Genomic DNA, 22743 nt, shown 5'->3' on the forward strand with positions numbered 1-22743 from the left:
CGAAGTCCTTTGCACGAATGATCAGGCGATCGCGGTCAGCGAGGCTCGATAAAACGGCAGGATCAGGTCACGTGTCAATGGGGCGAGAACGACATTGCCGTCGGTGGCCGGGTCGATCCAGATCACCTCTTCGATCTCGGCGGCCGGAGACACCCTGGCGTCGATGGTCAGCTGAAAGATCTCGGCCTGCACGACGAATCCCGGCTCGTTGGCGGCGGGTGCCGAGAACTGGCCGAGAAAACTCGCCTGCGCCGGATCGATCAGCAGTCCCAGTTCTTCTTCCAGCTCACGGGCCAGCGCATGCACCGGCAGCTCATGGGCTTCGATTTTGCCGCCGGGCTGCATGAACGCCGTGGTGTCGCGCTTGCGCACCAGCAGGGTCTGGCCGTCGGGGTTGAGCAGCAGCGCGGCAGCGATGCGGATCGTGGAATTATTTGCGGTTGACATGAACGAAAAGCCTATGACTCAAAAACGGCAAGGATCACACGCTTGCCGCTCGTGAGGCAAAGGCTCGACCGCACGTCAGGCCGCTTCCTGGAAATCCATTTCCGGCGGCTGACGACGGAACCCGCCGGTCAGCACCGCCAGATACACCACACCAATCGCCAGCCAGCTCAGGCCCAGATACAGCGCCAGGTGATCGAGGCTGACCATAAGCCACAAGTCCGCCGCCAGGCCGATGAACGGGAAGACCAGAAACAGCATCAGCTCGCGCAGGCCTTTTTTCTCGCCGCCGATCCAGTAGTGAAAAATCACCGACAGATTGACCAGGCTGAACGCCAGGAACGCGCCGAAGTTGATGAACGAAGTCGAGGTGGTCACGTCGAGCTTCAGCGCCAGCAAAGCCACCACCGCACACAGCAGGATGCTGTTGACCGGCGTACCGAAGCGCTCGTGCAAGGTGCCGAAAAACGACTTGGGCAGCACACCGTCACGGCCCATCGCAAACAACAATCGCGAACCGCTGGCCTGCGCCGACAGGCCCGAGGCGAACTGACCGACGATCAGGCCGATCAGGAAGATCGACACGAACAGGTCGCCACCGATATTGCGCGCAATTTCGTAGGCCGCCGAGTCGACGCTGTCGAACTGAAACGATGGATGGGCGACCTGCACGAAGTACGACACGCCGACGAAAATCAGCCCGCCGATCAGGGTGATCAACATGATTGCCCGAGGAATGGTGCGGCGTGGATCACGGGTTTCTTCGGTGAGGGTGCTGACCGCGTCGAAACCGAGAAACGAGTAGCAGGCGATGGCGGCCCCGCTCATGATCAGCGGCATCTGCATGTCGCCATTGAAGAACGGTTTGATCGACCACAGCGGCGTGCTGGCATCGCCACCGACGTAGTGCACGCACAGCGCGACAAAGGCGATCAGCACCAGGAACTGCACCAGCATCAGCAAGGCGTTGATGCCGTTGGCCAGTTTCAGGCCGATGATGTTGATTGCGCTGGTGATGCCGATGAACGCCAGCACCCAGATCCACTGCGGGATCGACGGGAAGGCCGACGCGAGGTATGCGGCGCCGATCAGCCAGATCGCCATCGGCAGAAACAGATAATCGAGCAGCACCGCCCACCCGGCGATGAAGCCGAGTTTCGGGCTGATGGCCTTGCGCACGTAGCTGTAGGCCGAGCCCGCCACCGGGAACGCGGCGGCCATGCGGCCATAACTCATGGCGGTGAAAAACATCGCCACCAGCGCCGCCAGATACGCGGCGGGCACCATGCCGGCGGTGGACTGGGCGAGGATGCCGAACGTACCGAGGACAATGATCGGCGTCATGTAGGCGATGCCGAACAGCACCACCGACCCCAGCGAAAGGGTGCGTTGCAAACGAGCCATGGGCGACTTACTCCGGATTTTATTGGATTTATGGCAGAGGCCGAGTTCGGCGAATGTTTCGGGTGTTGCTGATCGTTCCCACGCTCCGCGTGGGAATGCAGCCCGGGACGCTCTGCGTCCCAAGAGCGGACGCAGAGCGTCCATGGAGGCATTCCTACGCAGAGCGTGGGAACGATCGGGTACAACGGGTCAAGGGATCAGCAGCTCTCGTACTCCCGACGCGTGCTCGACCACCTCCCCCGGCAACTTCAATCGCTGATCATCCAGATAGCGATAATCCTTGCGCGCCAGCGCCAACTGGTCGAAATCCAGCTCAACGCTGAACCGCCCCTCCTCACGCCCGGCCTCGAACAGCACCGTTCCCAGCGGATCCACCAGCGCACTGCCGCCGGCAAACATCAACCCGTCATCCCCGGCTTCCACGCGGTTGACCATCAACGCAAACGCCTGGTTTTCCTGAGCCCGGGCCATGATCGCAGTGCGGTGGGTCGGGCCGTACGGGTCCATGTTGCCGTTGGTCACGATCAACATCTGCGCCCCCAGTTGCGCCAGGGCGCGGGCCGATTCCGGGAACTCGATGTCGTAACAGATCAGCAGACCGACCCGCACACCGTTCCACAAACACGTTGCATATCGATCACCCGCTTCGAACACACCACGATCCGACGCCCAGAGGTGGGTCTTGCGGTATTTCAGGGCGATACCTTCGGGGGTGATCAGCAGCGTGGTGTTGTAGAAGCGGCCGTCATCGTTCTCGGCCATGCCGATCACCACCGCCAGGTTGCGTTCACGGGCGGCGGCCTGCACGGCGCTGACGGTCGGGCCGTCGACCGGTTCGGCGACCTGCGCCACGGTGTCAGCGGTCGGGAAGCCCATCAGGTGGGTCTCGGGGAACACGATCAATTGCGTGTCGGTGGCGCAGGCCGCAATCGCGGCGAGGGCGCGTTCGAGGTTGTACGCCGTGTCTTTGTCACGGCCCGCCAGTTGGGCGAGTTCGACTTTCATGGGGAGTCCTTGTGATGAGCGCCGGGGGCGGAAAGATTGCCCGGCGGCTGTCTGTGGGCCAGTATGCTTCGCATTCGACCGGCCAGGGAATTACGCGGCCGGGGTAACCCGATAGGGGTAGAGGCATGACTGTTTCGTTTGACGACATCACCTGGCACCGCGCCGTCGGGCAGTTGATCGACGCCCTCGACAAGCCGAATTTCTGGGCGCAGCTGGTACGCCTGCTCGACCAGTACGTCACGTTCGATAGCTGGGTGGCGCTGCTGTTCAGCGCCGACCGTCACCCGCAGGTGTTCGCCGAATGCCCCGGTGCCGACGGCAGTCCCGACCAGCTGTTTCAGGATTATCTGCGCGGGTTGTACCTGCTCGATCCGTTCTACATCGCCTGCCGCGAGCAATCGCGTACCGGGTTGTATCGCCTGTCGGAGGTCGCGCCGGAGCACTTCGAACTGACCGAGTATTACCAGCGATACTTTCGTCTGAATGTGGTGGCCGACGAAATCCAGTTCAATTGCCAGCTCGAAGGCGACCGCACGCTGTGTCTGTCACTGGGCAGCCAGCAGCGCTTCACCGGCGAGCAGATTGCCCTGCTGTCGCTGATCCAGCCGTGGGTGCTCGGCCTGTTGCGCCAGCGCCTGCCTTATGAAATCAACGAAACCGTGGCCCTCGCCCCGGCGCCTGCGCAACCGGACTGGCGGGTGCAGCTCGAAGCGTCGGTGCAGCAACTCAAGGGCGCGCAGCTGACCGCCCGGGAGCTGGACGTCGGGCGCCTGATGCTCAGCGGTTGCTCCAGTAAAGAAATCGCCCGTAAGCTGGAAATCTCTGTTGAAACCGTGAAAGTCCATAAGAAACACATGTACAGCAAGCTGGGGATCAAATCCCAGTCGGAGCTGTTTTCGATCTTTCTGCAGGCGCAGAACGCCTGATACAGCGCTGTGAGCTTTTCTGTGGGAGCGAGCTTGCTCGCGAAAGGGCCGCCATAACCGACTTATGCGTTGACTGGCCCACCGCTATCGCGAGCAAGCTCGCTCCCACAGGGATCTGCGGCGCTGAACAATCCAAGTCCGAACCAAGGAAACCGTATGAGCCTGTCACTCCTGAGCCGCTACGCCTTCTTTGCCGTCTGCGTGATTTTCACCCTCGCCAGCCTGCCCTTTCTCGAACACGACTGGCTGTGGCCGATCACCGCCGTCACCGGCGTATTGAGCCTGATCGGTCTGTTCGACCTGATGCAGAGCCCGCACGCGGTGCGCCGCAATTACCCGATCCTGGGCAACATCCGTTATCTGGTCGAGGGGATTCGCCCGGAAATCCGCCAGTACCTGCTGGAATCCGACAGCGACGCCCTGCCCTTCTCTCGCGCCCAGCGTTCGCTGGTGTATTCGCGAGCGAAGAATGAAACCGCCGACAAGCCGTTCGGCACCCTGATCGACGTCTACCAATCCGGCTTCGAATTCATCGGTCATTCGATGCGCCCGGCACCGTTGAGCGACCCGAGCAGCTTTCGCGTCACCGTCGGTGGCCCGCAGTGCACCCAGCCTTACTCGGCATCGGTGTTCAACATCTCGGCCATGAGTTTTGGCTCCCTCAGCGCCAACGCGATCCGCGCGCTGAACCAAGGCGCCAAACTCGGCAACTTCGCTCACGACACCGGCGAAGGCAGCATCAGCCCCTATCACCGCGAACACGGCGGCGACCTGACCTGGGAACTGGGCAGCGGCTATTTCGGCTGCCGCACCAGCGACGGCCGTTTCGACCCGGAACGTTTCGCCGCCCAGGCGCAGACCCCGCAGGTGCGGATGATCGAAATCAAGATGAGCCAGGGCGCCAAACCCGGTCACGGCGGCATTCTGCCCAAGCACAAGGTGACCCAGGAAATCGCCGACACCCGCGGCATCCTGATGGGCGAAGACTGCATCTCGCCGTCGCGCCACAGCGCGTTTTCCACGCCGATCGAGATGATGAATTTCATCCAGCAGCTGCGTGAACTGTCCGGCGGCAAACCGGTGGGCTTCAAGTTCTGCCTCGGCCATCCGTGGGAGTTCATGGGCATCGCCAAGGCCATGCTGGAGACCGGCATCCTGCCGGACTTCATCGTGGTCGACGGCAAGGAAGGCGGCACCGGCGCCGCCCCGGTGGAGTTCACCGACCACATCGGCGTGCCGATGCGCGAAGGCCTGCTGTTTGTCCACAACACCCTGGTGGGGCTGAATCTGCGCGACAAGATCAAGCTCGGCGCCAGCGGCAAGATCGTCAGCGCCTTCGACATCGCCAGCGTGCTCGCCATCGGCGCCGACTGGGCCAACTCGGCGCGCGGCTTCATGTTCGCCATCGGCTGCATCCAGTCGCAAAGCTGCCACACCAACAAATGTCCGACCGGCGTCGCCACCCAGGACACCCTGCGCCAGCGTGCGCTGGTGGTGCCGGACAAGGCCCAGCGGGTCTACAACTTTCACCGCAATACGCTCAAGGCGCTGGCGGAAATGCTCGCCGCCGCCGGCCTCGACCATCCGTCGCAACTCTCGGCCAAGCATTTGGTACGGCGCATGTCGGCGACCGAGATCAAACTGTTTTCACAGCTGCACGTGTTCCTGAAACCGGGGGAGTTGCTCACCGGGGAAGTGAACGGCGAGTTCTATTCGCGGATGTGGCAGATGGCGCGGGCGGACAGTTTTGAACCGCAGGAAGTCGTAGCTGCTTGAATGATTCAGGGCCTGTCCACGCCGGCAGGCCCTCACTTGTGAACAAACAAGCGGGCTTCGATATCACCTCCGTCAAGGCTCCGAATCTTGATCCATTGGTTCGAGAACAAAGAGAGATCTTTGGCATTCGATTTGTGCGCGACCCACCACACTCGTTTTGCATCCAGCGCCCTTATCGAATCATCATCAATCAGCATTGATTGTTGCGGTGCCGGGATCAGCGCCCATCCCGAACGATCCGGATATCCGGAAAGCCGTACACTTGTCATCCCTACAAAAATCTTTGGTGATATGCCCGTTTTGTTGTAGTTCGCGAACGGCAAATACCAATACAGATTGTCAAACACGATCTCGTCGCCTGAACGGCTCTGGGCATTCAAGGCAATCGCCAGTGCCTCCATCCCTGCACTGTTGTTTCGACGCCTGGAGAGGTCTGCCACTCCCTGGAGTTCGCCCAGTAGAAACGCTGCCATGAGCAGCAAGGCAAGTATCCGTCGACGATGCCACCACTTATCAATAGCCACCGCAACGATCAATGGAAGCGCGATAGCTGCAAAGTAAAAGTAGCGGAGGATAAACGCTGGTTTCACCAGGGAAATCGCTAGCAAAAACAGCAATGGAATAAAGAAATATCCCACCAAAAGCCAGGCATACCGTCGTGAGTCACGATGTTGCATCAGTACGGTAAACGCGCAGGCGATGATAAAAACAGACGGCCAGACTCGCCACCATGTCGCCCAGCTTACTGACTCGCTCGTACCGGTTATTTGCCATATGAGGGTAAATACCGATTGCCAGGTGAGCGGCGCTATCCAGCCGAAATCCGGTCGGCTGAGCAGTTGATCAGTCAGTACAGGCAGCCAGGGCACATACAGTAGAACGATCATGCCGTTAGCCAGAATCCAGGCACGCCCCCCAATTGCCTTGTCTTGGAGTTCGGAGCACGTTTTCCACCAGAAAAGCCAATGAATGGCCACGCACAGGAACGCAAAGTAATGCGTATAGAACGCAGCAACCATCAATAAAACATAGGAAATCGCAAACCGTTTTTTTTCGGGTGCCCGTGTCCAACACACCAGAGCCATCGTTGCGCCAATCAGCCAAAACCCCAGCAGGGTGTACATTCGGGCCTCCTGACTGTAGCCGGCGGATAACGGCAGCAACGCCAGCAGCAACGCAGCAATCCAGGTGGCCCGGCGCGTGGAAATCAGGCTCATCAACCTGACACACAACAACAGCGTTCCCACATCCGCCAGCGCACTCATCGCCCGGGCCGGCAGTGCTCCCTCCCCCCACAACATCACCCAGTAATGCAGCAGCACGTAATACAGTGGAGGATGAACATCCAGCGCAGTCAGTGCCAAAATGCGCGCTGGCGTTTCGCGTGCGAGCAACAGACTGTAGGCCTCGTCATACCAGATACTCGGCACATCGATGGCGTAAAACCGCACGATCAGGGCGAGGAATACAACCGCCAGAAGGGCCAGTCTGTCGATCCTCAAGGAAGTGAACCCCGCGGAGGCCGCAACGCTCGCAAGGCTTTTCATGTCTGACGCCGCCGAAACAGCACAAACCGGAAAAAGCAGTACCCCAGCAACAGATTCAACAGCGAAAACACGGACACCGTCGCCAGTCCCGGCAAATTCCGCGCATCACCGAACTCACCTGTGCCATAACTCAAAACGCCCATCACGCTCATGAAGCCCAGATAGGCCAACACTGACGTTCCAGTCTCGAATGTGTAGAGCGCGTTCATGTAAAACGAGAAGGCGGCGGCGATACAAAACGCGGCGAAGTTACTTGCCGACTGAGTCGCCTGAACGGCGCTGGTCAACACGAAAAAAATCTGCCAGTGAATCAACATGCCGCCGAAGCCGATGGCCGTTTGTGCGGAAAACCCTTTCCACAAGATTCTCATCGCCAATCCTTGCTGTCGCGGCAACCGTCGAGTGCTTCAAGCTAGGGCAGAGCGTGAGCAGGGTCTACTGTCAGAAATTACAGGAGGGGGGTGGTTTCAGACCGACGGTCACCATTGCAGCAAGCGGCCATGGGGCGGCTCCTTCATGACGATGAAACCGTAATCACCGATCAGATAGATGCGGTAATAGAGTCGATCAACCAAGGCTGGAAACCCCTGATAGCCGACGCGGGTGGCGTTGCGCCGCTCGCGCTCGGCAACCACGTTGGTGATGCCGGTCGACGGCAGGTTTTCCGCGAGCATGAAGTAGTCGATATTCAGCAGATAGCGCAGTACCGGTAACTGTTTGAACGTGCCCGTCGCACTTGCCAGCCAGCGATCGGAGTAAGTGACCGACATATAAATCCGTTTGGCGTCGCGCAGTTCGCGATGGGAAGAAATGTCGTGACTGAGGCTGTAGAGAGCACTGTTGGCGAAGGTCTTTTCCATCGTCAGTACTCGCCCGTAAGCGAAGGACAGCGACAACGTGGCCAAAAGCGGAATCGCCAACAACAGGGGCAGCCGCGAGTGCAGCGACGTCAATCCGGTACAGGCCAGATAGAACAGCAACATCAGCAGCACGCCGAACCCCATCAGGGTACGCGCACCTTCATTGAAGTCGCGAAACAGCAGCGTCATCCCCGGTATCAGCAGCACAACCAGCGGCAAAGTCAGCAGACAGCCACAGCTCAGGAGCAGGCCCTTTGCGGGTGGTTCCTGGCGCAGGCAAATTTGCCGTCCCATCCGTACACCACCGAACAATGCGCACAGAAGTAATACGACGAACACTGCTGTGTAGCCACTGTGAAACAGCAGCGCCACCTTCTCCATGACCCGGCCAACATTGATGCTGATCTGCAGCAGTGGATCAGCACTGAGGTTGAGCAATTCGGTGCGTGTGGAATCCGTGAACGGATAGGCCGTGACCGCGTAGATCGACACGCCCAGCAACAGCTGCGCCAGCCGCCAGCCTGACCGGCACCAGAGTTCACCCCACGGCACTCGCCGATGAACATTGCGCAGCAATTCCACGCAGCACAACCCGAGAAACACATTCAGGCTGATCTGATACAACCCGATCGCCAGCGCCAGCAACACCGACGGCACCAGCCAGCGCTGAATGCGTGAAGCGCCGCCAAACGTGATCGCGTAGATCACCGCGACCAGACTCAGCGCCATGCCGGCCCCGTCGTATTGATAGGACAGGTTCTGCAACAGGAACGGGTTGTACCAGAGCGGCAACGGCACCAGACAACAGGCCAGCGTCGGTTCGGGGAAATAGTGGAAGGTCAGCCGGGTCAGCGCGAACGACATGGCCACCGTGGCGAGCAACAGCGGCAACGGGAAAATGTTCGGCGCAGCGCCAGTGAAAGTCAGCGCTTGATAAAACCAGTCCATGAACAACCGCCCCTGCCGCGCCCAGGCGTTGCCAGCAGCGAGGGTGCGCCAGTTGTCGTCGATGTAGGGAAAGTCGACGAGGATCAGCGGCAGGATGTACAGCATTGTGGCGAGCAGAAAGAACTGCACGACCTGACGGCGGCCGAGTTCTCGTACGAGAAAATCGCTGATCCTCATACCTGCGCCTCTGTTCACGGCTGCGCTGGAAACGACGTAGATAAACCTTCGAACATGACTCTGAATCAGAAGTCGTTTTTTGCGGCGCTTTCAGACCAGCGGCATCACTTCGCCCCATGAAAAAGCCCCGGACTTTCGACCGGGGCTTTCAGGTTTCAGCGACAACGAATTACGAAGCCGAACGCATCGCGCCCTGTACCGAATCCTTTGGTTGCAACTTGAACACGTAGAACAGAACGGTCAGCAGGACCAGGAACGCCGGGCCTACATACAGCGCCACGCGAGTGTCCGGGAAATACGCCATCAGGCCGACCACCAGCACCAGGAACGCCAGCGCCAGATACGAGCTGACCGGGAACAGCCACATCTTGTACTTGAGACCTGCACGTTCGCTGGCGCTCAGGCCTTTGCGGAATTTCAACTGGGCCAGCAGGATCATCACCCAGGTCCAGATCGCGCCGAAGGTAGCAATCGAAGTCACCCAGACGAAGACCTTTTCCGGCACCAGATAATTCAGCAGCACGCCCAGCAGCAGGGCGAAGATCGACAGCAGCAATGCCCGACGCGGTACGCCGTTGCCCGAGGTGCGAGCGAAGCCGGCCGGCGCCTGGCCGTTCTGCGCCAGGCTGTAGAGCATGCGCCCGGTACTGAAGATGCCGCCGTTGCAAGACGACAGCGCGGCGGTGATCACCACGAAGTTGATGATGCCGGCGGCAGTCTTGATGCCCAGACGTTCAAAGGTCATCACGAACGGACTGCCCTGGGTGCCGATTTCGTTCCACGGATAGATCGACAGAATCACGAACAGTGCGCCGACGTAGAACAGCAGGATGCGCCAGAACACCGAGCCGATCGCATTCGGGATGGTCTTGTGCGGGTTCTTCGCTTCGCCGGCGGTCAGGCCGATCATTTCCACACCGAGGTAGGCGAACATCACCATTTGCAGGGACATCAACACGCCCGTCACGCCGTTGGGCATGAAGCCGCCGTGGGCCCACAGATTGGAAATCCCCAGCGCCACACCGTCGTTGCCGAAGCCGAAAGCGATGATGCCGATGCCGCCGAGCACCATGGCGATGATGGTGACGATCTTGATCAGGGCGAACCAGAACTCGAATTCACCGAAGGCCTTCACCGCGATCAGGTTGATCGAACCCATGCTGACCAGTGCCGCCAGCGCCCAGATCCAGCGCGGCACATCGGGGAACCAGATGCCCATGTACACCGCCACCGCCGTGATTTCGGCGACGCAGGTCACCAGCCACAGGAACCAGTAGTTCCAGCCGGTCAGAAAGCCCGCCAGCGGACCGAGATAATCCTGTGCATAACGGCTGAAAGAACCGGCGACCGGGTTGTGCACGGCCATTTCACCGAGGGCGCGCATGATCACCAGGATCGCCAGACCGCCGATGATGTAAGACAGCATGATCGCCGGGCCGGCCATTTCGATGGCCTTGGCCGAACCGAGAAACAGGCCGACACCGATGCAGGCGCCGAGCGCCATCAGGCGAATATGCCGTTCACCGAGTTCGCGTTTGAGCGGGCCGCCTTGAGCGGTTTCGCCATGGGGCGGGGGATTGCCGACTGGCATGGGGGACTTCCTCGTCTTGTTATTGGATGTGACCACCGAGTGTTCAAACGTCGGCCGATAAGCCTGCGCCTGGGTCAAAACCGGCCCTGCTTCGTGGGCAGGACCGTCCCGCAGAAGCAACCTGCGGGATCAGCGGGGCGTGCAGTATAAAAAGCTTGCGACAGGTTTTTTCACTCTATAAGGCATCTGATTCAGACGTAAACCTCGTCAAATACGCGGCTTACGAGACAAATCGTCCTGCATTTTGAGGATTATTCACCGCGCAAATGGGCGCCGAGTATTGCACAGCAATGGTGCAGCGTCATGCCGCGACCAAAGTCGCATCGACCTCAAGACCTCTCTGTTCCGGCCCTTTCAGGCTTGCAATCACTTGCCGGAGGGTGGCAGCCGGATTTGCAGATTTGTTCAGGGTGCCCTCTTCACAATTTTTTCACCCACGCCAACCACCGACTAAGCTTCAGACAAGTCCGATCAATCTGCGTGAATGGATCAATCGACTATGGGCGCTTTGTGGCAAACCGATTCGAGTGAAAAAGTGGTTCCGACTGAACGTGTGGATGAAGCGCCTGTCCCTGAAAAACCCCGTCGTAACCGGCATGGGTGGAAGGCTTTCTGGCTCCTGTTGGTGATCATCGCGATTGTCGTGGGTCTGGCTGCGATGAAGGAAATGCGCACCTCGCGATTTCAGTCCCGCGAGCTCAGCCAGTACGCCGCCAAACTCAAGTACGAATTGCAACCGGGGCCCAGCGACGCCATCCGCTATCCGGGCAACGGGCCGTTCGACCTGCGTCTGGGCTACAGCTCGCTGGACGAGTTCCTGCCACGGCTGATCAAGCGCAACTACGTGATCACCGAACAGACGCGTTTCTCCCCGGCCCTGCTCAACTACACCGACAAGGGCCTGTTCGTGCCCTATTCCGAAAAGATCCAGGCCGGGTTGTCGATCACCGATTGCCGCGCCGCGCCGCTGTATCAGTACAACTACCCCCAGCAGCTGTATTCGAGTTTCGACACAATCCCGCCGGTGGTAGTCAACAGCCTGTTGTTCATCGAAAACCGCTTTCTGCTCGACCCAAAGCAACCCTTGGCCAACCCGGCGGTGGACTGGCCGCGCTTCGGCATGGCCGCGTGGTCGCAGGTCGCCAAGTTGCTGCACTTGCCGGGGCAGTCGGCCGGTGGCAGTACCCTGGCGACGCAACTTGAGAAATATCGTCATTCGCCCGATGGCCTGACGGTGTCCGGCGCGGAGAAGATCCGCCAGATGATTTCCGCCAGCGTGCGCGCCTACCAGGGCGGCCCGGACACCTTGCAGGCGCGGCAGAACATCATTCGTGATTACCTCAACAGCGTGCCGCTGTCGGCGGTGCCGGGGCATGGCGAAGTACACGGCATGGCCGAGGGCCTGCGGGTCTGGTATGGCGCCGATTTCAACGAGGCCAACCGCAAACTCTCGAGCACTGAAACAGATCCGAAGAGCATGGCGGACAAGGGCCTGGCCCTGCGCGAAATGCTGTCGCTGATGATCGCCCAGCGCCGTCCTTCGCATTACCTGACCAAGGGCCGCGAAGAGCTGGTCGAACTGACCAACAGCCACTTGCGCGTGCTCAAGCAGAACGGTGTGATCGACGCCACTCTCGCCGATGCGGCGCTGGCCAGCACCATCAGCTACCGTGACTGGCAGACCCAGCCGACCATTCAGCCGATCGAAACCAACAAAGGCATCAGCGTCGCCCGCAGCCGGTTGGCGTCGATGCTCAACCGTCCGCTGTACGACCTCGACCGTCTAGACCTGTCCGCTACCAGCACCTTGCAAGGCGAGCTGCAGACCCAGGCCACCGCCTACCTGAAACGACTGGCCGACCCGGCCTACGCCACCGAAGTCGGTCTGATGGGTGAACGCCTGCTGACGCCCACCAGCACCACACAGGTGCGTTACAGCTTCACCCTGTTCGAGCTGACCCCGGACGGCTCGCGCGTGCGGGTGCAGACCGACAGCACCGATCAGCCGTTCGACATCAACGAGGGCAGCAAGCTGGAACTGGGCTCCACCGCCAAGATGCGCGTGCTGACAACCTACCTGCAAATCATCGCGGAGCTGCATGACAAATACGGCGCCATGACCGGGCCGGAACTGAAAAAAATCGACGTGCCGGATCAGGATCGCCTGAGCCGGTGGGTGATCGACTACCTGATCCAGAACAAGGATCACGATCTGTCGAAGCTGCTCGGCGCCGCCCTCGACCGCAAATACTCGGCCAGCCCCGGTGAAGCGTTTTTCACCGGTGGCGGGCTGCATGTGTTCCATAACTTTCGCAAGGAAGACAACGGCCGCATGCCGACCTTGCGCGATGCCCTGCGCGAGTCGATCAACCTGCCGTTCATTCGCCTGATGCGCGATCTGGTGCGCTACACCACCTACTCCGGCCCCAACAACAGCGCCGAACTGCTCAAGGACGACCGCGACCCGCGCCGTCAGGAATACCTCGCCTCGTTCGCCGACCGTGAAGGCACCTCGTTCCTGCTCAAGTTCTGGAAGAAGTACAAGAACAAGGACACCCAGGCCCGCCTCGACACCTTCCTCGACAGCATGCGCCCGACGCCGATCCGCATGGCCGCCGTGCACCGTTACCTGCTCCCCGAAGCCAGCCAGGAAGACTTCAATACTTTTGTGCGCTCGCACCTCAAGGGCGTCAAAATCACCGAAAAACTCACCGACGAACGCCTCGAACGGCTTTATCTGGCCTACGGTCCCGGTACCTATGACCTGCCGGACCAGGGCTTCATCGCCAAGGTCCACCCGCTGGACCTGTGGCTGATCGGCTACCTGCTCAACCACCCGGACGCGACCTGGAGCCAGATCGTCAAGGCCAGTCAGTTCGAGCGTCAGGAAGTCTACAGCTGGCTGTTCAAGAGCAAGCACAAAGGCGCCCGCGACAGTCGGATCCGCACCATGCTGGAAATCGAGGCGTTCCTCGAGATCCATCAGCGCTGGCAGAAAGTCGGCTATCCGTTCGATCACCTGGTGCCGTCACTGGCCACCGCCATCGGCAGCTCCGGCGACCGCCCCGCTGCGCTGGCCGAGCTGATCGGCACCATCCTCAATGACGGCGTGCGCATGCCGACCCTGCGCATCGACAGCCTGCACTTTGCCGCCGGCACGCCTTACGAAACGAAACTGGTCAACGACCCTCATGTCGGTAAACGGGTGATGCCGTCCGAAGTCGCCACGGCAATGCGTGAAGCGTTGTCGCAAGTGGTGGACTCGGGAACGGCCAAACGTGTTTCCGGCAGTTTCAAACTGAACGATGGAACACCGCTGACCATGGGCGGAAAAACCGGTACAGGCGACAACCGAATCGAGGCCATCGGTTCCGGCGGGCGCATTCTGAGTTCCAAGTCGATCAACCGCACCGCGACCTTCGTGTTCTACATCGGCGATCACCATTTCGGCACGCTCACGGCGTTCGTTCCAGGGCGGTCGGCGGAGAGCTTCAAATTCACCTCGGCCCTGCCGGTGCAGGTGCTCAAGGGCATGGCGCCGATCCTGATGCCGTATCTGCAACCCGGCAGCGACTCGCAATGTCGGCCGTCGCCCGTTTCTCAGGTAGCACTGGCGAACCTGCCATCGCTTAACACCGAATGAAGTTGCGGGGGCAATAACTATTTGTTTTATGCATTCCAATATTCAATCGTTCCCCTGTCTGGCTCGCACTCGAGAAACAAACTTTTGAACTAATCCTCCGCATACTTGAACGTTAGGCTCAACATTCCTGACTTATTCAAGGCTGCACCCATGACTGCAAAAACCGAATACAAAGGGCAACATTACGAATTAATCAAATCGCGGATCGATCCGGTTTTTACCGATATGAAACCGCATCACGGCGAAGTATTGAAAAATATAAAACCGCGTCGTGAATACTGGATGCAGCCGCGACTGGCCAGCGTCCATCGCAGTGCCTGGGCAGCCCGCAACGCTGCCGACAAGGCACTGGCCCGACTGAAAGATATTCACGCGTTTGCCGAACCGTTATTGAGGACACGCTTGCGGGAGAAAACCGGCATCGACGTCGATATCAGGAATACATTTCTGATTCTGTATCGCGAAAGCAGATCGCCTTGGTACGTCAGAAATATTTTGAGTGGTTCAACCTCAAGAAAAATTTCATTGCTCGAAGCTGCCCTGAACAACTTCGCCTATAACGAAACTTACGCATCGAATTCCGCGTTCGTCCTCAAAATGCAACTTGTAAACGATCAGTACGACATTTCCCCACTGGATCGACTGATGACCGTGGCCCAATTCCAGACGCTGTGTCGCGAACTGGATATCGGCAGGCTTTATCAGGCACATCTTCAGGAAATGCTGTTGAACGACGACCCGGTAGCGCGCAGTTACGTAAAGACGCAGGTCGTGCAAAGCCAGAAGGCCGCGCTGCGGGTGGCCGCACGCGTGGCGCTGGCAAAGAAAGACATCGACCGTGAAGGTGTGCAGCTGATCCGTGCCCTGCTCGACGGTCGGGTGGCACTCAGGCTCGGCCAGCAGCGGATGCAGGCTTGCGAGCTGACCATCATGGATCTGAAGATGACCGGCATCCTGATTCTGCGCCCCGACCCCGGGTATCCGCTGTCCTCGTCGCGGATCATCGCCTACGTTCCGCACGACCCGGAACATCCGTTGAAAGAATACGCCACCCACCTCGACTTTCTGACCGAGCTGACTCGCCAGTTGCAGAAGAACGACACACTGCCCTCCACCGGAGGCAGCTACTGGCAGTTCTTCAGCCAATTCGTCGATCACAAGGACCGCGGGTATTTCTTTGCCGATCTCAAGCAGCGTCTGCTGCATGTGAAATGGTATCCACACAAACGTGGAGACTCACGTCCTTCCTGGCGCGAAACACCGGTCAGCCATCCCAACCTGCAATACGGTGCGATACCGTTCAGCGGTGCCTTGTGGGAATCGCTCTATCAGCGCCAGCTCGACAAAATCCTCAACGATGCGCGCAACATCGCCGTGCCTACCGCCGATGCGGACAAGAATGCTCGCGCAGACTGGTGGGCGAACGCTTTCGCAATTGTCCAGGACATCCTGAACGTGGCGGTGATGGTGGCTGCACCCTTTGTGCCTGTCGTCGGTCTGGCAATGCTCGGCTACACCGCCTGGCAATTGACCAATGAAGTCATCGAGGGGGCGGTGGATCTGGCACTGGGTCATTGGGAAGAGGCTGCGGAACATGTGGTGGGAGTGGTCAACGACGTCCTGCAACTGGCGGCTTTCGCCAGTGGTGCGGTGGTCGCCAGGCCGTTTCTGCTGAAGTTTTCGCCGCTGATTGAAAACATGAAAGCCGTACGCTCGTTCGATGGCAGCACGCGCTTGTGGCACCCGGACCTCCAACCGTACGAGCTGTCGCAACCGGCCTTGCCGGAGGGCGCCAGACCGGATGCCCTGGGTCTGCACCAACATGCCGGCAAGACCATTCTGCCGCTGGAGGGCAAGCACTATTCAGTCAGGTTCGACCGCGAAAGCGGCCAATACCGTGTCGAGCACCCTTCCCGACCGCAGGCTTACTCCCCGCGGCTGCAGCACAACGGAGCGGGGGCCTGGACTCACGAAGCAGAGACCCCGCATGACTGGGATGGCCCGCAACTGATGCGACGTCTGGGGCACTCGGTCGACGTTTACAGTGATGTCGAACTAGAAAGGATACGTCGCATCAGTGGCACGCCGATCGACGCGTTGCGCCGGATGCATGTGGAAAACAGCCCGCCACCGCCACTGCTCGAGGACACGCTGAACCGCACCCGTATCCGCGAGGAAACAAAAGGGCTCGGCGAGCGCATTCGCAGCGCAGAGCCCCTTCCCCCGGATTCGCACTGGTTTGACCGAATGATCACCGACATGCCTGGCTGGCCAGCCGACAAGGCCGTCAAAGTCTGGCAAAACAATGATCTGACCGGCGCTTACCGGCAATACGGCAACCCCCTTGCGTTTGATCATCAGACGCTGTCCATCGGACTTGACGACGTATTGGACAACCGCTTGCCCGAGCGAGTGGTGGAGTTCCTCGATGACGCCGACATGCAGTCACTGCTGGGCGGGGACTATCCCAAAGCCCGGCGGGCACAGGTCTTGCGCAATCGATTGGCCGACGCCGTGCAAACCCGCGAAAGCGAAATTTTCGACTACCAGTACCGCTTGAGAAACCAGGCCACCGATGCCGGGGCCCAGTTGATCCAGCGCCATTTCCCTCCCTTGTCGGCACGAATCGCCGAATCGCTGGCAAACGAGGCGACAGCCGCCGAGCACAACATCATGAGCGAGCAGCAACACATCCCTTTGCGCCTGAAAAGTCAGGCCCGGGAAACCGCGTTCGAGGTACTCGCCACCCGGGCCAACGAGGGATTGCATGATCCGGCATGGCTGGTGCCGGATACCGAACGTCTCACGCTCGGCGCGCTGAGGATCTACACCGACACGTTCTCAGACTTGCGCATAGAGGTTCGCGAAGGCACGCATGACGGCCGGTTGCGAAGCAGCGCCGGCCCGGACGATGCCACAACAGTGCGCAGATTGATCCGGGATGAACACGGTCGTTATGAGGTACGCGACGGTGAGAACAACAAACTGCACGACGCTGCTGACTTCTATGATTCCATACTGGCCGCCCTGCCCGAAGGCAAACGCCGTGCACTGGGCTATCGCACGGGCCAGGGGCAATCGTTCAGACAATGGGTGATGCTCTGCACCGAAACGCCAGCCGAACGCAGGACAATCCTGGCACGCTCCCCGATCCGTCCTGTTATCCCACTGGAAACCGAGCTGCTGTTGCGCGGACCGAGGCTGTCCAAGGCGCCGCTGACCGTGGAAGAAAAAGTCGGAAATCTCTATCCGCACTTCAGCGAAACAGAAGTGGCGACGTTCGCCCGGTCATTGCAGGCCACCGGCGATGCCCACTGGAAAATCGCGCGGCTTGAAAGTGAACTCACGACGCTGAAGCAAACACTCGACTCTTGGGCATTCAGGTTCCGGAGCCAGGGTGCCCCCGTGGACTTCGAGAACATGGGCGTCCCGCAAACCTGGTGGGAGTATCAACACAAAGGCGGACGCTTCCTTGCAGAGCGTCTGGTGGAGTGCTTCGAACGCAGGTCCGAGGTGTTCCAGGAACGCAGCATCAGCCTTGAGAGCGGCTACGCGCTGGACTTGTCGAAAGAGATGCTGCCCCATGACCTCCAGCAATGGTGGGGGCAATTACCGGACGGCCTCAAACCCTGGCTCGATCAGATCACGACACTGAATCTGGACGGCCAGAGTTTTTCTTTAACGGCCGACGGCCTGCTGAAGGATTTCCCTCAACTGCGTCAATTGAGTGCCAGACACTGCAACCTCAGGACCCTGCCCGCCGGCATCGACCGGATGCAGCGTCTGGAAACCCTGCGTCTGAACAACAACCTGTTGCAGCTGACGCCTGCCAATACTCAGCTTTTGAACACGCTGACGCGCCTGGAAACCCTGAGACTGGACAACAACCCAATCAGCATGCCCCTGTCGGTCGGGCGCATGCCGAGATTGCGGATCCTGAGTCTGATCAATACACAGATCGACAGCTGGCCGCTGGGCCTGTTCGATGTTCCCCGCCCCGAGGGTTCTTTCTTGATCTGGGCAACAACCCGCTCAGGTACATTCCCGAAGTGCGGCCCGGCTCCGATGAGGCTTACCTGATCGCCCGCACGCGTGTTCGTCTGGAACAAATGGCCAGCCAGGCACGCTCCACTTACGAAAGCTATCGCAGGTCCGTGGGTCTGCGTCCGTCACACACTTACGCCACCGTTGCTGAAGACTTGCTGGAGCAATGGCCGATTTCCATGGACACCGAAGTGTCTGATGAAACGCCCGGCATCGGGGCGCTTCGTCCGGAAGCGTGGCATGACCTGGCGAGTGAACCCGGCTCCGACGGCTTCTTCCAGGTGCTGCAGGGTTTGACTCGTTCTGCCGATTACGAACTGGGTGGAGAGGCACTGAATCAGTTGACCGAGCGTGTCTGGCGAATGATCGACGCCATGAACATCGATACCCGGCTGCGCGAAGAACTGTTCCTGATGTCGACTGACCCCGAAGGTTGCGAAGACGCCGGCGCCCAGTTGTTCAACAGCATGGGAATACGCGTGCTGGAATCGGAAGCACGCACTTATTCCAGTTCTCCCGATGAGCTTGAACGGCGACTGGTGACACTGGCCAAAGGTGCTGCGCGCCTCAGGCAAGTCAACGAGATTGCCCGGGCCGATATCGCGGCCCGCCAGGGCACAGCTGACGATGTGGAAGTCCACCTGGCCTATGAAACCGGTCTGGCCAGACGCCTTGAACTGCCCTGGCAATCCGAGGCCATGAAATTCCGTGCGATCGCCGGGGTCACCGACGAAACCATCGATGCGGCCGGCGACAGGATTCTCGATGCCGAGGCCGATGGCGGTCTGGTCGACCAGATGCTCGACCAATTTTTCTGGGATCGTTATTTGCGTGAAACCTGGTCGGGAGAAATCGAAGCCAACGCGCGCGTGTACCAGGAACAGGTCGACCTGCTGATCGATTTGCAGGAAGCCCAAGAACGCTGGAGCGAAGGAAAGGATCGCTCCCCCGAGCTCAGACGCACCCTCAGTGAATTGGCTCAGCGCCTGTCGATCCCGGAGGATCTGCTCTTCACAGAGGAAAAAACCAGTCAGATGATCTTTGACGATTGGCTTGAAAGCATCGGTCGGCAGGAAAAGGCACTGAAACAAAGGCTGACCCGCGAGGCCATGGCTCGCGCGGGGATCTGAGCCGCTGCCCAGCCCCGAAGGCAACCGGTCAGGTTGCCTGCAGGGCTGGGCTCAGACTTCCGAATCCCAGATCACTGTGACATTGCCGGCGTAACGCCGGGCCTGACCGGGCTGCAGCATCTGCTCGACATAGTCCTTGGGTATTTCGAAATGCAGCGTGCCCGGCGCCCGGTCCAGAAACCGGCCCGGCTGAAATCCCGGGACACTCGGACTTGCCGACAACGGCCGATGCCGCACCGGCTGGCCCGCACTGTCAGTGATGCTGTCGGGCAGGCTGACGCTGACGAACACCTGCGCCTGCGTGCTGCCTCCCGCCGAGTCCTGCAACCCGCAAGACTGCGCGCCGCCGTGCTGGCACTCAAGGAACATCTTGAAGCGCGAGGAGGACGAAATGTTGAACGTCTGGTCGCGAAACAACCGTGCCGGTTTTCGCCCCTGTTGCAACCAGGCCTGCCAGCCCCCTTCGGGCACCAGCACGACCTTGTTGCCGCCGGGAGGAATATCGACTTTCAGAACGTGCTGGACATCCAGCACGAACCGGAAAGTCACGGCCGACGCATCCGGCAGCAGATTGTCACCGGTGTCGATGTCCATGCCTGGCCCGACACCGTAGGCCAACTGACCGGTGTACAGGCCGGCAGACATCGTCAACGGATCCGGCATGTGCAATTCGTAGCCCACGTCCAGATAGCCATAGGACATCCAGGGAATCATGAACGCGGCCCGTTTGGCGCAGATACCTTCGGCCGGCGTCTTCCAGAAGAACTGGAAAAAATCCGGGCCGTGAGACGGCATCGCCCCGGGCCGGCAAGGCAGCGGCGCGACACCCCAACTGGTGCCCCACAGCTTGTAGTGCGCCTGCTGATCATCGGTCTCGCCCGTCAGGTTGGCCGCCGTGTCGCTGAGCACATACTGCGAACCGAACCCGCCGATGCGCATGTCCACTGTCGCGGTCTCGCCGGTAAAGACATTGGTGACCATCAGGCTGCGCCACTGCGCCGGCATGTTGAACATCGCGCCGTTGCGCTCGGACAAGCCTGGCTCCAGCGCCTGCACTGAAGCGAATCGCAACGGCAGCCGGACGCCCGATAACGGTTTGCAATCGTTGGGATAGGTGGCGCAGTAACCACTCTGCGGCGTCTGGTTGATGAAGCTGTTGGTCTGCGGATTGGCGGGATCCGGTACATAGACCGCCCTGATTTCCTGGGTCACCGCGTGCGCTGATGAGCAGATCAACCAGCCGTAGAGACCCGCCTGCCACTTTGCCTTGCCAAATCTGTTGAATGTTCGCAACCCTGAAACCATTACCAGCTCCTTGCTCAGCAAACGGTCTTTTGTTGGTTCAACGATCAACCCGTCGGGGCTGCCACATTGAAGATGATGTTGACGGTGCCGTAGTAATCACCCGGCGTATAACCGTTGGCAGGCCCCCGCGGCTCGATCTCCAGCTGCACCCTCTTGCCCGCGACGGCCTCCTCGCGCGACACGACCTGAACCGGAACCGGGTGATGGCTCAACTCCGTACCGTTGAAGTTGATGCGCAGACTGATGTCATCCCGTGAATCCAGGCCGCTGGAGAGAAAGGGAAAGCTTTCGAGGCGGGCTTCGATGGCACTGCTGTCAGTGCGCACATCGAAGTTCTTGCGCAAGCCGCCAAGGGTCGAAGTGGCGATGTCCCAGGGCAGCGTCTGTTGATGGTGTATCCAGTCCGTTTCGCTCGGTATCACATAAAATTCCAGGTTTGGAATATCCACCGAGACTTCAAAAATGTGCTTTTCCTGTGCTGCGAAGGCTTCACCGGCCATCGGCGTCGAAACGCCCACGCACACGGCGATCACCAATTGCTTGATCATGTCGCTTTCCTTTGCATCGATAGAAAATCCGCCTCCCTGGCGGCTGCCCAGCCCGGCATGATCGCGATCTTTCCTTTATCCGTCCGCAAACGGATACCGATCAGCGACTGCCGCTTGTTACTCTCCCGGGGCCCTCGCGTTGAACACGACCAGTACGTTGCCGAAATAATCTCCCGCCTTGTAACCACCGGCCGGCATGATCGGATCGATCTCCAGCGGCACTCGCTTGCCTATCGCGGCCTCCTCCTTTGACAGCACCTGACGGTACGCCGGAGCGGCACTCAGTTCCACGTTGTTGAAGCGCACCCGCAGATCGATATTCTCGCCGGGCCTGCCCGTCGACAGGTACGGCGCGCTTTCCAGCCGAGCCTCGATGGCGCTGGTGTCATGCCGCACATCGAAGTTCCTGCTGAACCCACCGAGGGTCGAATCCGGGTAGTTCCAGGCCAGAATCTGCGGTCGGTGGATCCAGTCCGGTTCCGACGGCAGGATGTAAAACGGTCGGCTGGGGATGGTCAGCGTCACTTCGAAATGCAGCGTTTCCCGAGCCGCCGAGACAGCGGTTGCGGTCAACGTGCTGATTGCCGCCAGTACGGCGGCCACACAATACTTGTTCATGTCATTTCCTGCGGGTCAGCGGCTGACGACCTTGAGATCCTGCTTGCGCTCGCCTTCAACGAGCTTGAAGCGATACTCGCGGCCCTTTTCCTTGTCGAAAGCGAACGTGCGGCCGGCCATCACGTGGTGTTTGACGGTCGCGCCGCAGTCGGTTTCCTTTACCAGTGAACAGCTCTTGAACTCGTCGACCACAACCACCGTGTTGCCGTTGTTGCGCACTTCATACCGACTGCCGGTGTCGTTGAGAACCGTGTCGTAGCGAGTGTCTTTCGGCCGTACGAAAAACACCGTGCCGAAACCGGTCATCACGTTGACGCCCGCCGAAAGGGTCTTCTTGTAGTCTTCGCGCTCTTCGCTGGACACCACAAAATCGTCCTCCTTCTCCGGCACCACCGGCACGAAGCGCACACGGAAATAGCGCTCGCGGTCGCGCTCCCCCATATACAGCAGACGCGTGCCCTGCATGCCCTGGGCCGGAATGATCAGGCGTGCCGGGCTGGCCATCAGGCCGTTGCGCGACGCGCCATCAGCGGCGCTCGCAACCGGAACCTCCTGGGGCTGGCCCTGGCCGTCGTAGACGATCTCCAGCACGTTGACCTTGACGAATGCCGTGCTGTCGCCGCTGTTGAACACCCGTTTCAGGTAGGTGCTTTTGTCGCCGTCCAGGTAGTCGTACACCGTGCCCACATTGATTTGCGGTCCGGCCTGGGCCGTGGTCCAGAACACCGCGCACAGCAACAGCAAAAACAGATGTCTCATCCTTTCAACCTCATGAAA

Annotated in this window: 16 protein-coding genes; 5 read left to right on the forward strand and 11 right to left on the reverse strand. The window is 59.8% G+C overall.

Annotated features, from left to right (window positions below; translation table 11 throughout):
* Positions 1-21: 21 nt before the first annotated feature.
* From I5961_RS22660 to I5961_RS22670, 3 genes are all read right to left on the reverse strand, one after another.
* The gene (locus tag I5961_RS22660; protein WP_085701726.1) at positions 22-447 is read right to left on the reverse strand and encodes an NUDIX hydrolase; all 426 of its coding nucleotides are present in this window, start codon (positions 445-447) and stop codon (positions 22-24) included.
* Positions 448-522: 75 nt separating this feature from the next.
* Complete coding sequence (locus I5961_RS22665; RefSeq protein WP_227233422.1) at positions 523-1848, reverse strand: APC family permease; 1326 nt, start codon at positions 1846-1848, stop codon at positions 523-525.
* A 189-nt stretch (positions 1849-2037) separates the two neighbouring features.
* On the reverse strand, positions 2038-2853 hold the full coding sequence (locus tag I5961_RS22670; protein WP_085699737.1) for a carbon-nitrogen hydrolase family protein: 816 nt from the start codon (positions 2851-2853) through the stop codon (positions 2038-2040).
* A gap of 125 nt (positions 2854-2978) precedes the next feature.
* Between I5961_RS22670 and I5961_RS22675 the strand changes: the two genes are divergently transcribed.
* Positions 2979-3779 (forward strand): helix-turn-helix transcriptional regulator, encoded by an 801-nt coding sequence (locus I5961_RS22675; protein ID WP_085701729.1) that lies wholly within the window; start codon positions 2979-2981, stop codon positions 3777-3779.
* A gap of 156 nt (positions 3780-3935) precedes the next feature.
* On the forward strand, positions 3936-5555 hold the full coding sequence (locus I5961_RS22680; RefSeq protein WP_227233424.1) for an FMN-binding glutamate synthase family protein: 1620 nt from the start codon (positions 3936-3938) through the stop codon (positions 5553-5555).
* Between the two features lie 32 nt (positions 5556-5587).
* On the opposite strand, the gene I5961_RS22685 is transcribed toward I5961_RS22680, so the two are convergent.
* The 4 genes from I5961_RS22685 to I5961_RS22700 form a co-directional block, all read right to left on the reverse strand.
* Positions 5588-7102 carry a glycosyltransferase family 39 protein gene (locus tag I5961_RS22685; protein ID WP_227233426.1) on the reverse strand — a complete coding sequence of 505 codons (1515 nt, stop codon included), beginning with the start codon at positions 7100-7102 and terminating at the stop codon, positions 5588-5590.
* The gene (locus I5961_RS22690) at positions 7099-7473 is read right to left on the reverse strand and encodes a GtrA family protein (RefSeq protein ID WP_227235633.1); all 375 of its coding nucleotides are present in this window, start codon (positions 7471-7473) and stop codon (positions 7099-7101) included. The genes I5961_RS22685 and I5961_RS22690 overlap by 4 nt, the downstream gene beginning before the upstream one ends.
* A gap of 108 nt (positions 7474-7581) precedes the next feature.
* Positions 7582-9087, reverse strand: a complete 1506-nt coding sequence (locus I5961_RS22695; RefSeq protein WP_227233428.1) for a glucosyltransferase domain-containing protein — start codon at positions 9085-9087, stop codon at positions 7582-7584.
* A 169-nt stretch (positions 9088-9256) separates the two neighbouring features.
* The gene (locus I5961_RS22700) at positions 9257-10678 is read right to left on the reverse strand and encodes an amino acid permease (RefSeq protein ID WP_085699751.1); all 1422 of its coding nucleotides are present in this window, start codon (positions 10676-10678) and stop codon (positions 9257-9259) included.
* A gap of 499 nt (positions 10679-11177) precedes the next feature.
* Between I5961_RS22700 and I5961_RS22705 the strand changes: the two genes are divergently transcribed.
* The 3 genes from I5961_RS22705 (at position 11178) to I5961_RS22715 (ending at position 19495) form a co-directional block, all read left to right on the forward strand.
* On the forward strand, positions 11178-14321 hold the full coding sequence (locus tag I5961_RS22705; protein WP_227233429.1) for a transglycosylase domain-containing protein: 3144 nt from the start codon (positions 11178-11180) through the stop codon (positions 14319-14321).
* A 402-nt stretch (positions 14322-14723) separates the two neighbouring features.
* Entirely contained in the window at positions 14724-18401 is a 3678-nt protein-coding gene (locus I5961_RS22710) for a dermonecrotic toxin domain-containing protein (protein ID WP_227233431.1), read from the forward strand.
* Complete coding sequence (locus I5961_RS22715; RefSeq protein ID WP_227233433.1) at positions 18371-19495, forward strand: NEL domain-containing protein; 1125 nt, start codon at positions 18371-18373, stop codon at positions 19493-19495. The genes I5961_RS22710 and I5961_RS22715 overlap by 31 nt, the downstream gene beginning before the upstream one ends.
* Before the next feature lie 51 nt (positions 19496-19546).
* On the opposite strand, the gene I5961_RS22720 is transcribed toward I5961_RS22715, so the two are convergent.
* From I5961_RS22720 to I5961_RS22735, 4 genes are all read right to left on the reverse strand, one after another.
* Entirely contained in the window at positions 19547-20800 is a 1254-nt protein-coding gene (locus I5961_RS22720; RefSeq protein ID WP_227233434.1) for a hypothetical protein, read from the reverse strand.
* A gap of 44 nt (positions 20801-20844) precedes the next feature.
* Positions 20845-21348, reverse strand: a complete 504-nt coding sequence (locus I5961_RS22725; protein ID WP_227233436.1) for a CS1 type fimbrial major subunit — start codon at positions 21346-21348, stop codon at positions 20845-20847.
* Positions 21349-21465: 117 nt separating this feature from the next.
* Positions 21466-21966, reverse strand: a complete 501-nt coding sequence (locus I5961_RS22730) for a fimbrial assembly protein (RefSeq protein ID WP_227233437.1) — start codon at positions 21964-21966, stop codon at positions 21466-21468.
* A gap of 15 nt (positions 21967-21981) precedes the next feature.
* Positions 21982-22725 carry a pilus assembly protein gene (locus tag I5961_RS22735; protein WP_085701739.1) on the reverse strand — a complete coding sequence of 248 codons (744 nt, stop codon included), beginning with the start codon at positions 22723-22725 and terminating at the stop codon, positions 21982-21984.
* Positions 22726-22743: the final 18 nt, after the last annotated feature.

The sequence above is a fragment of the Pseudomonas sp. IAC-BECa141 genome (assembly GCF_020544405.1).
Classification (GTDB): Bacteria; Pseudomonadota; Gammaproteobacteria; order Pseudomonadales; family Pseudomonadaceae; genus Aquipseudomonas.

Excerpts from the sequence above, each read along its gene's own strand:
- I5961_RS22660 (WP_085701726.1), bottom strand. The coding sequence starts at position 447 with ATGTCAACCGCAAATAATTCCACGATCCGCATCGCTGCCGCGCTGCTG.
- I5961_RS22665 (WP_227233422.1), bottom strand. The coding sequence starts at position 1,848 with ATGGCTCGTTTGCAACGCACCCTTTCGCTGGGGTCGGTGGTGCTGTTC.
- I5961_RS22670 (WP_085699737.1), bottom strand. The coding sequence starts at position 2,853 with ATGAAAGTCGAACTCGCCCAACTGGCGGGCCGTGACAAAGACACGGCG.
- I5961_RS22675 (WP_085701729.1), top strand. The coding sequence starts at position 2,979 with ATGACTGTTTCGTTTGACGACATCACCTGGCACCGCGCCGTCGGGCAG.
- I5961_RS22680 (WP_227233424.1), top strand. The coding sequence starts at position 3,936 with ATGAGCCTGTCACTCCTGAGCCGCTACGCCTTCTTTGCCGTCTGCGTG.
- I5961_RS22685 (WP_227233426.1), bottom strand. The coding sequence starts at position 7,102 with ATGAAAAGCCTTGCGAGCGTTGCGGCCTCCGCGGGGTTCACTTCCTTG.
- I5961_RS22690 (WP_227235633.1), bottom strand. The coding sequence starts at position 7,473 with ATGAGAATCTTGTGGAAAGGGTTTTCCGCACAAACGGCCATCGGCTTC.
- I5961_RS22695 (WP_227233428.1), bottom strand. The coding sequence starts at position 9,087 with ATGAGGATCAGCGATTTTCTCGTACGAGAACTCGGCCGCCGTCAGGTC.
- I5961_RS22700 (WP_085699751.1), bottom strand. The coding sequence starts at position 10,678 with ATGCCAGTCGGCAATCCCCCGCCCCATGGCGAAACCGCTCAAGGCGGC.
- I5961_RS22705 (WP_227233429.1), top strand. The coding sequence starts at position 11,178 with ATGGGCGCTTTGTGGCAAACCGATTCGAGTGAAAAAGTGGTTCCGACT.
- I5961_RS22720 (WP_227233434.1), bottom strand. The coding sequence starts at position 20,800 with ATGGTTTCAGGGTTGCGAACATTCAACAGATTTGGCAAGGCAAAGTGG.
- I5961_RS22725 (WP_227233436.1), bottom strand. The coding sequence starts at position 21,348 with ATGATCAAGCAATTGGTGATCGCCGTGTGCGTGGGCGTTTCGACGCCG.
- I5961_RS22730 (WP_227233437.1), bottom strand. The coding sequence starts at position 21,966 with ATGAACAAGTATTGTGTGGCCGCCGTACTGGCGGCAATCAGCACGTTG.
- I5961_RS22735 (WP_085701739.1), bottom strand. The coding sequence starts at position 22,725 with ATGAGACATCTGTTTTTGCTGTTGCTGTGCGCGGTGTTCTGGACCACG.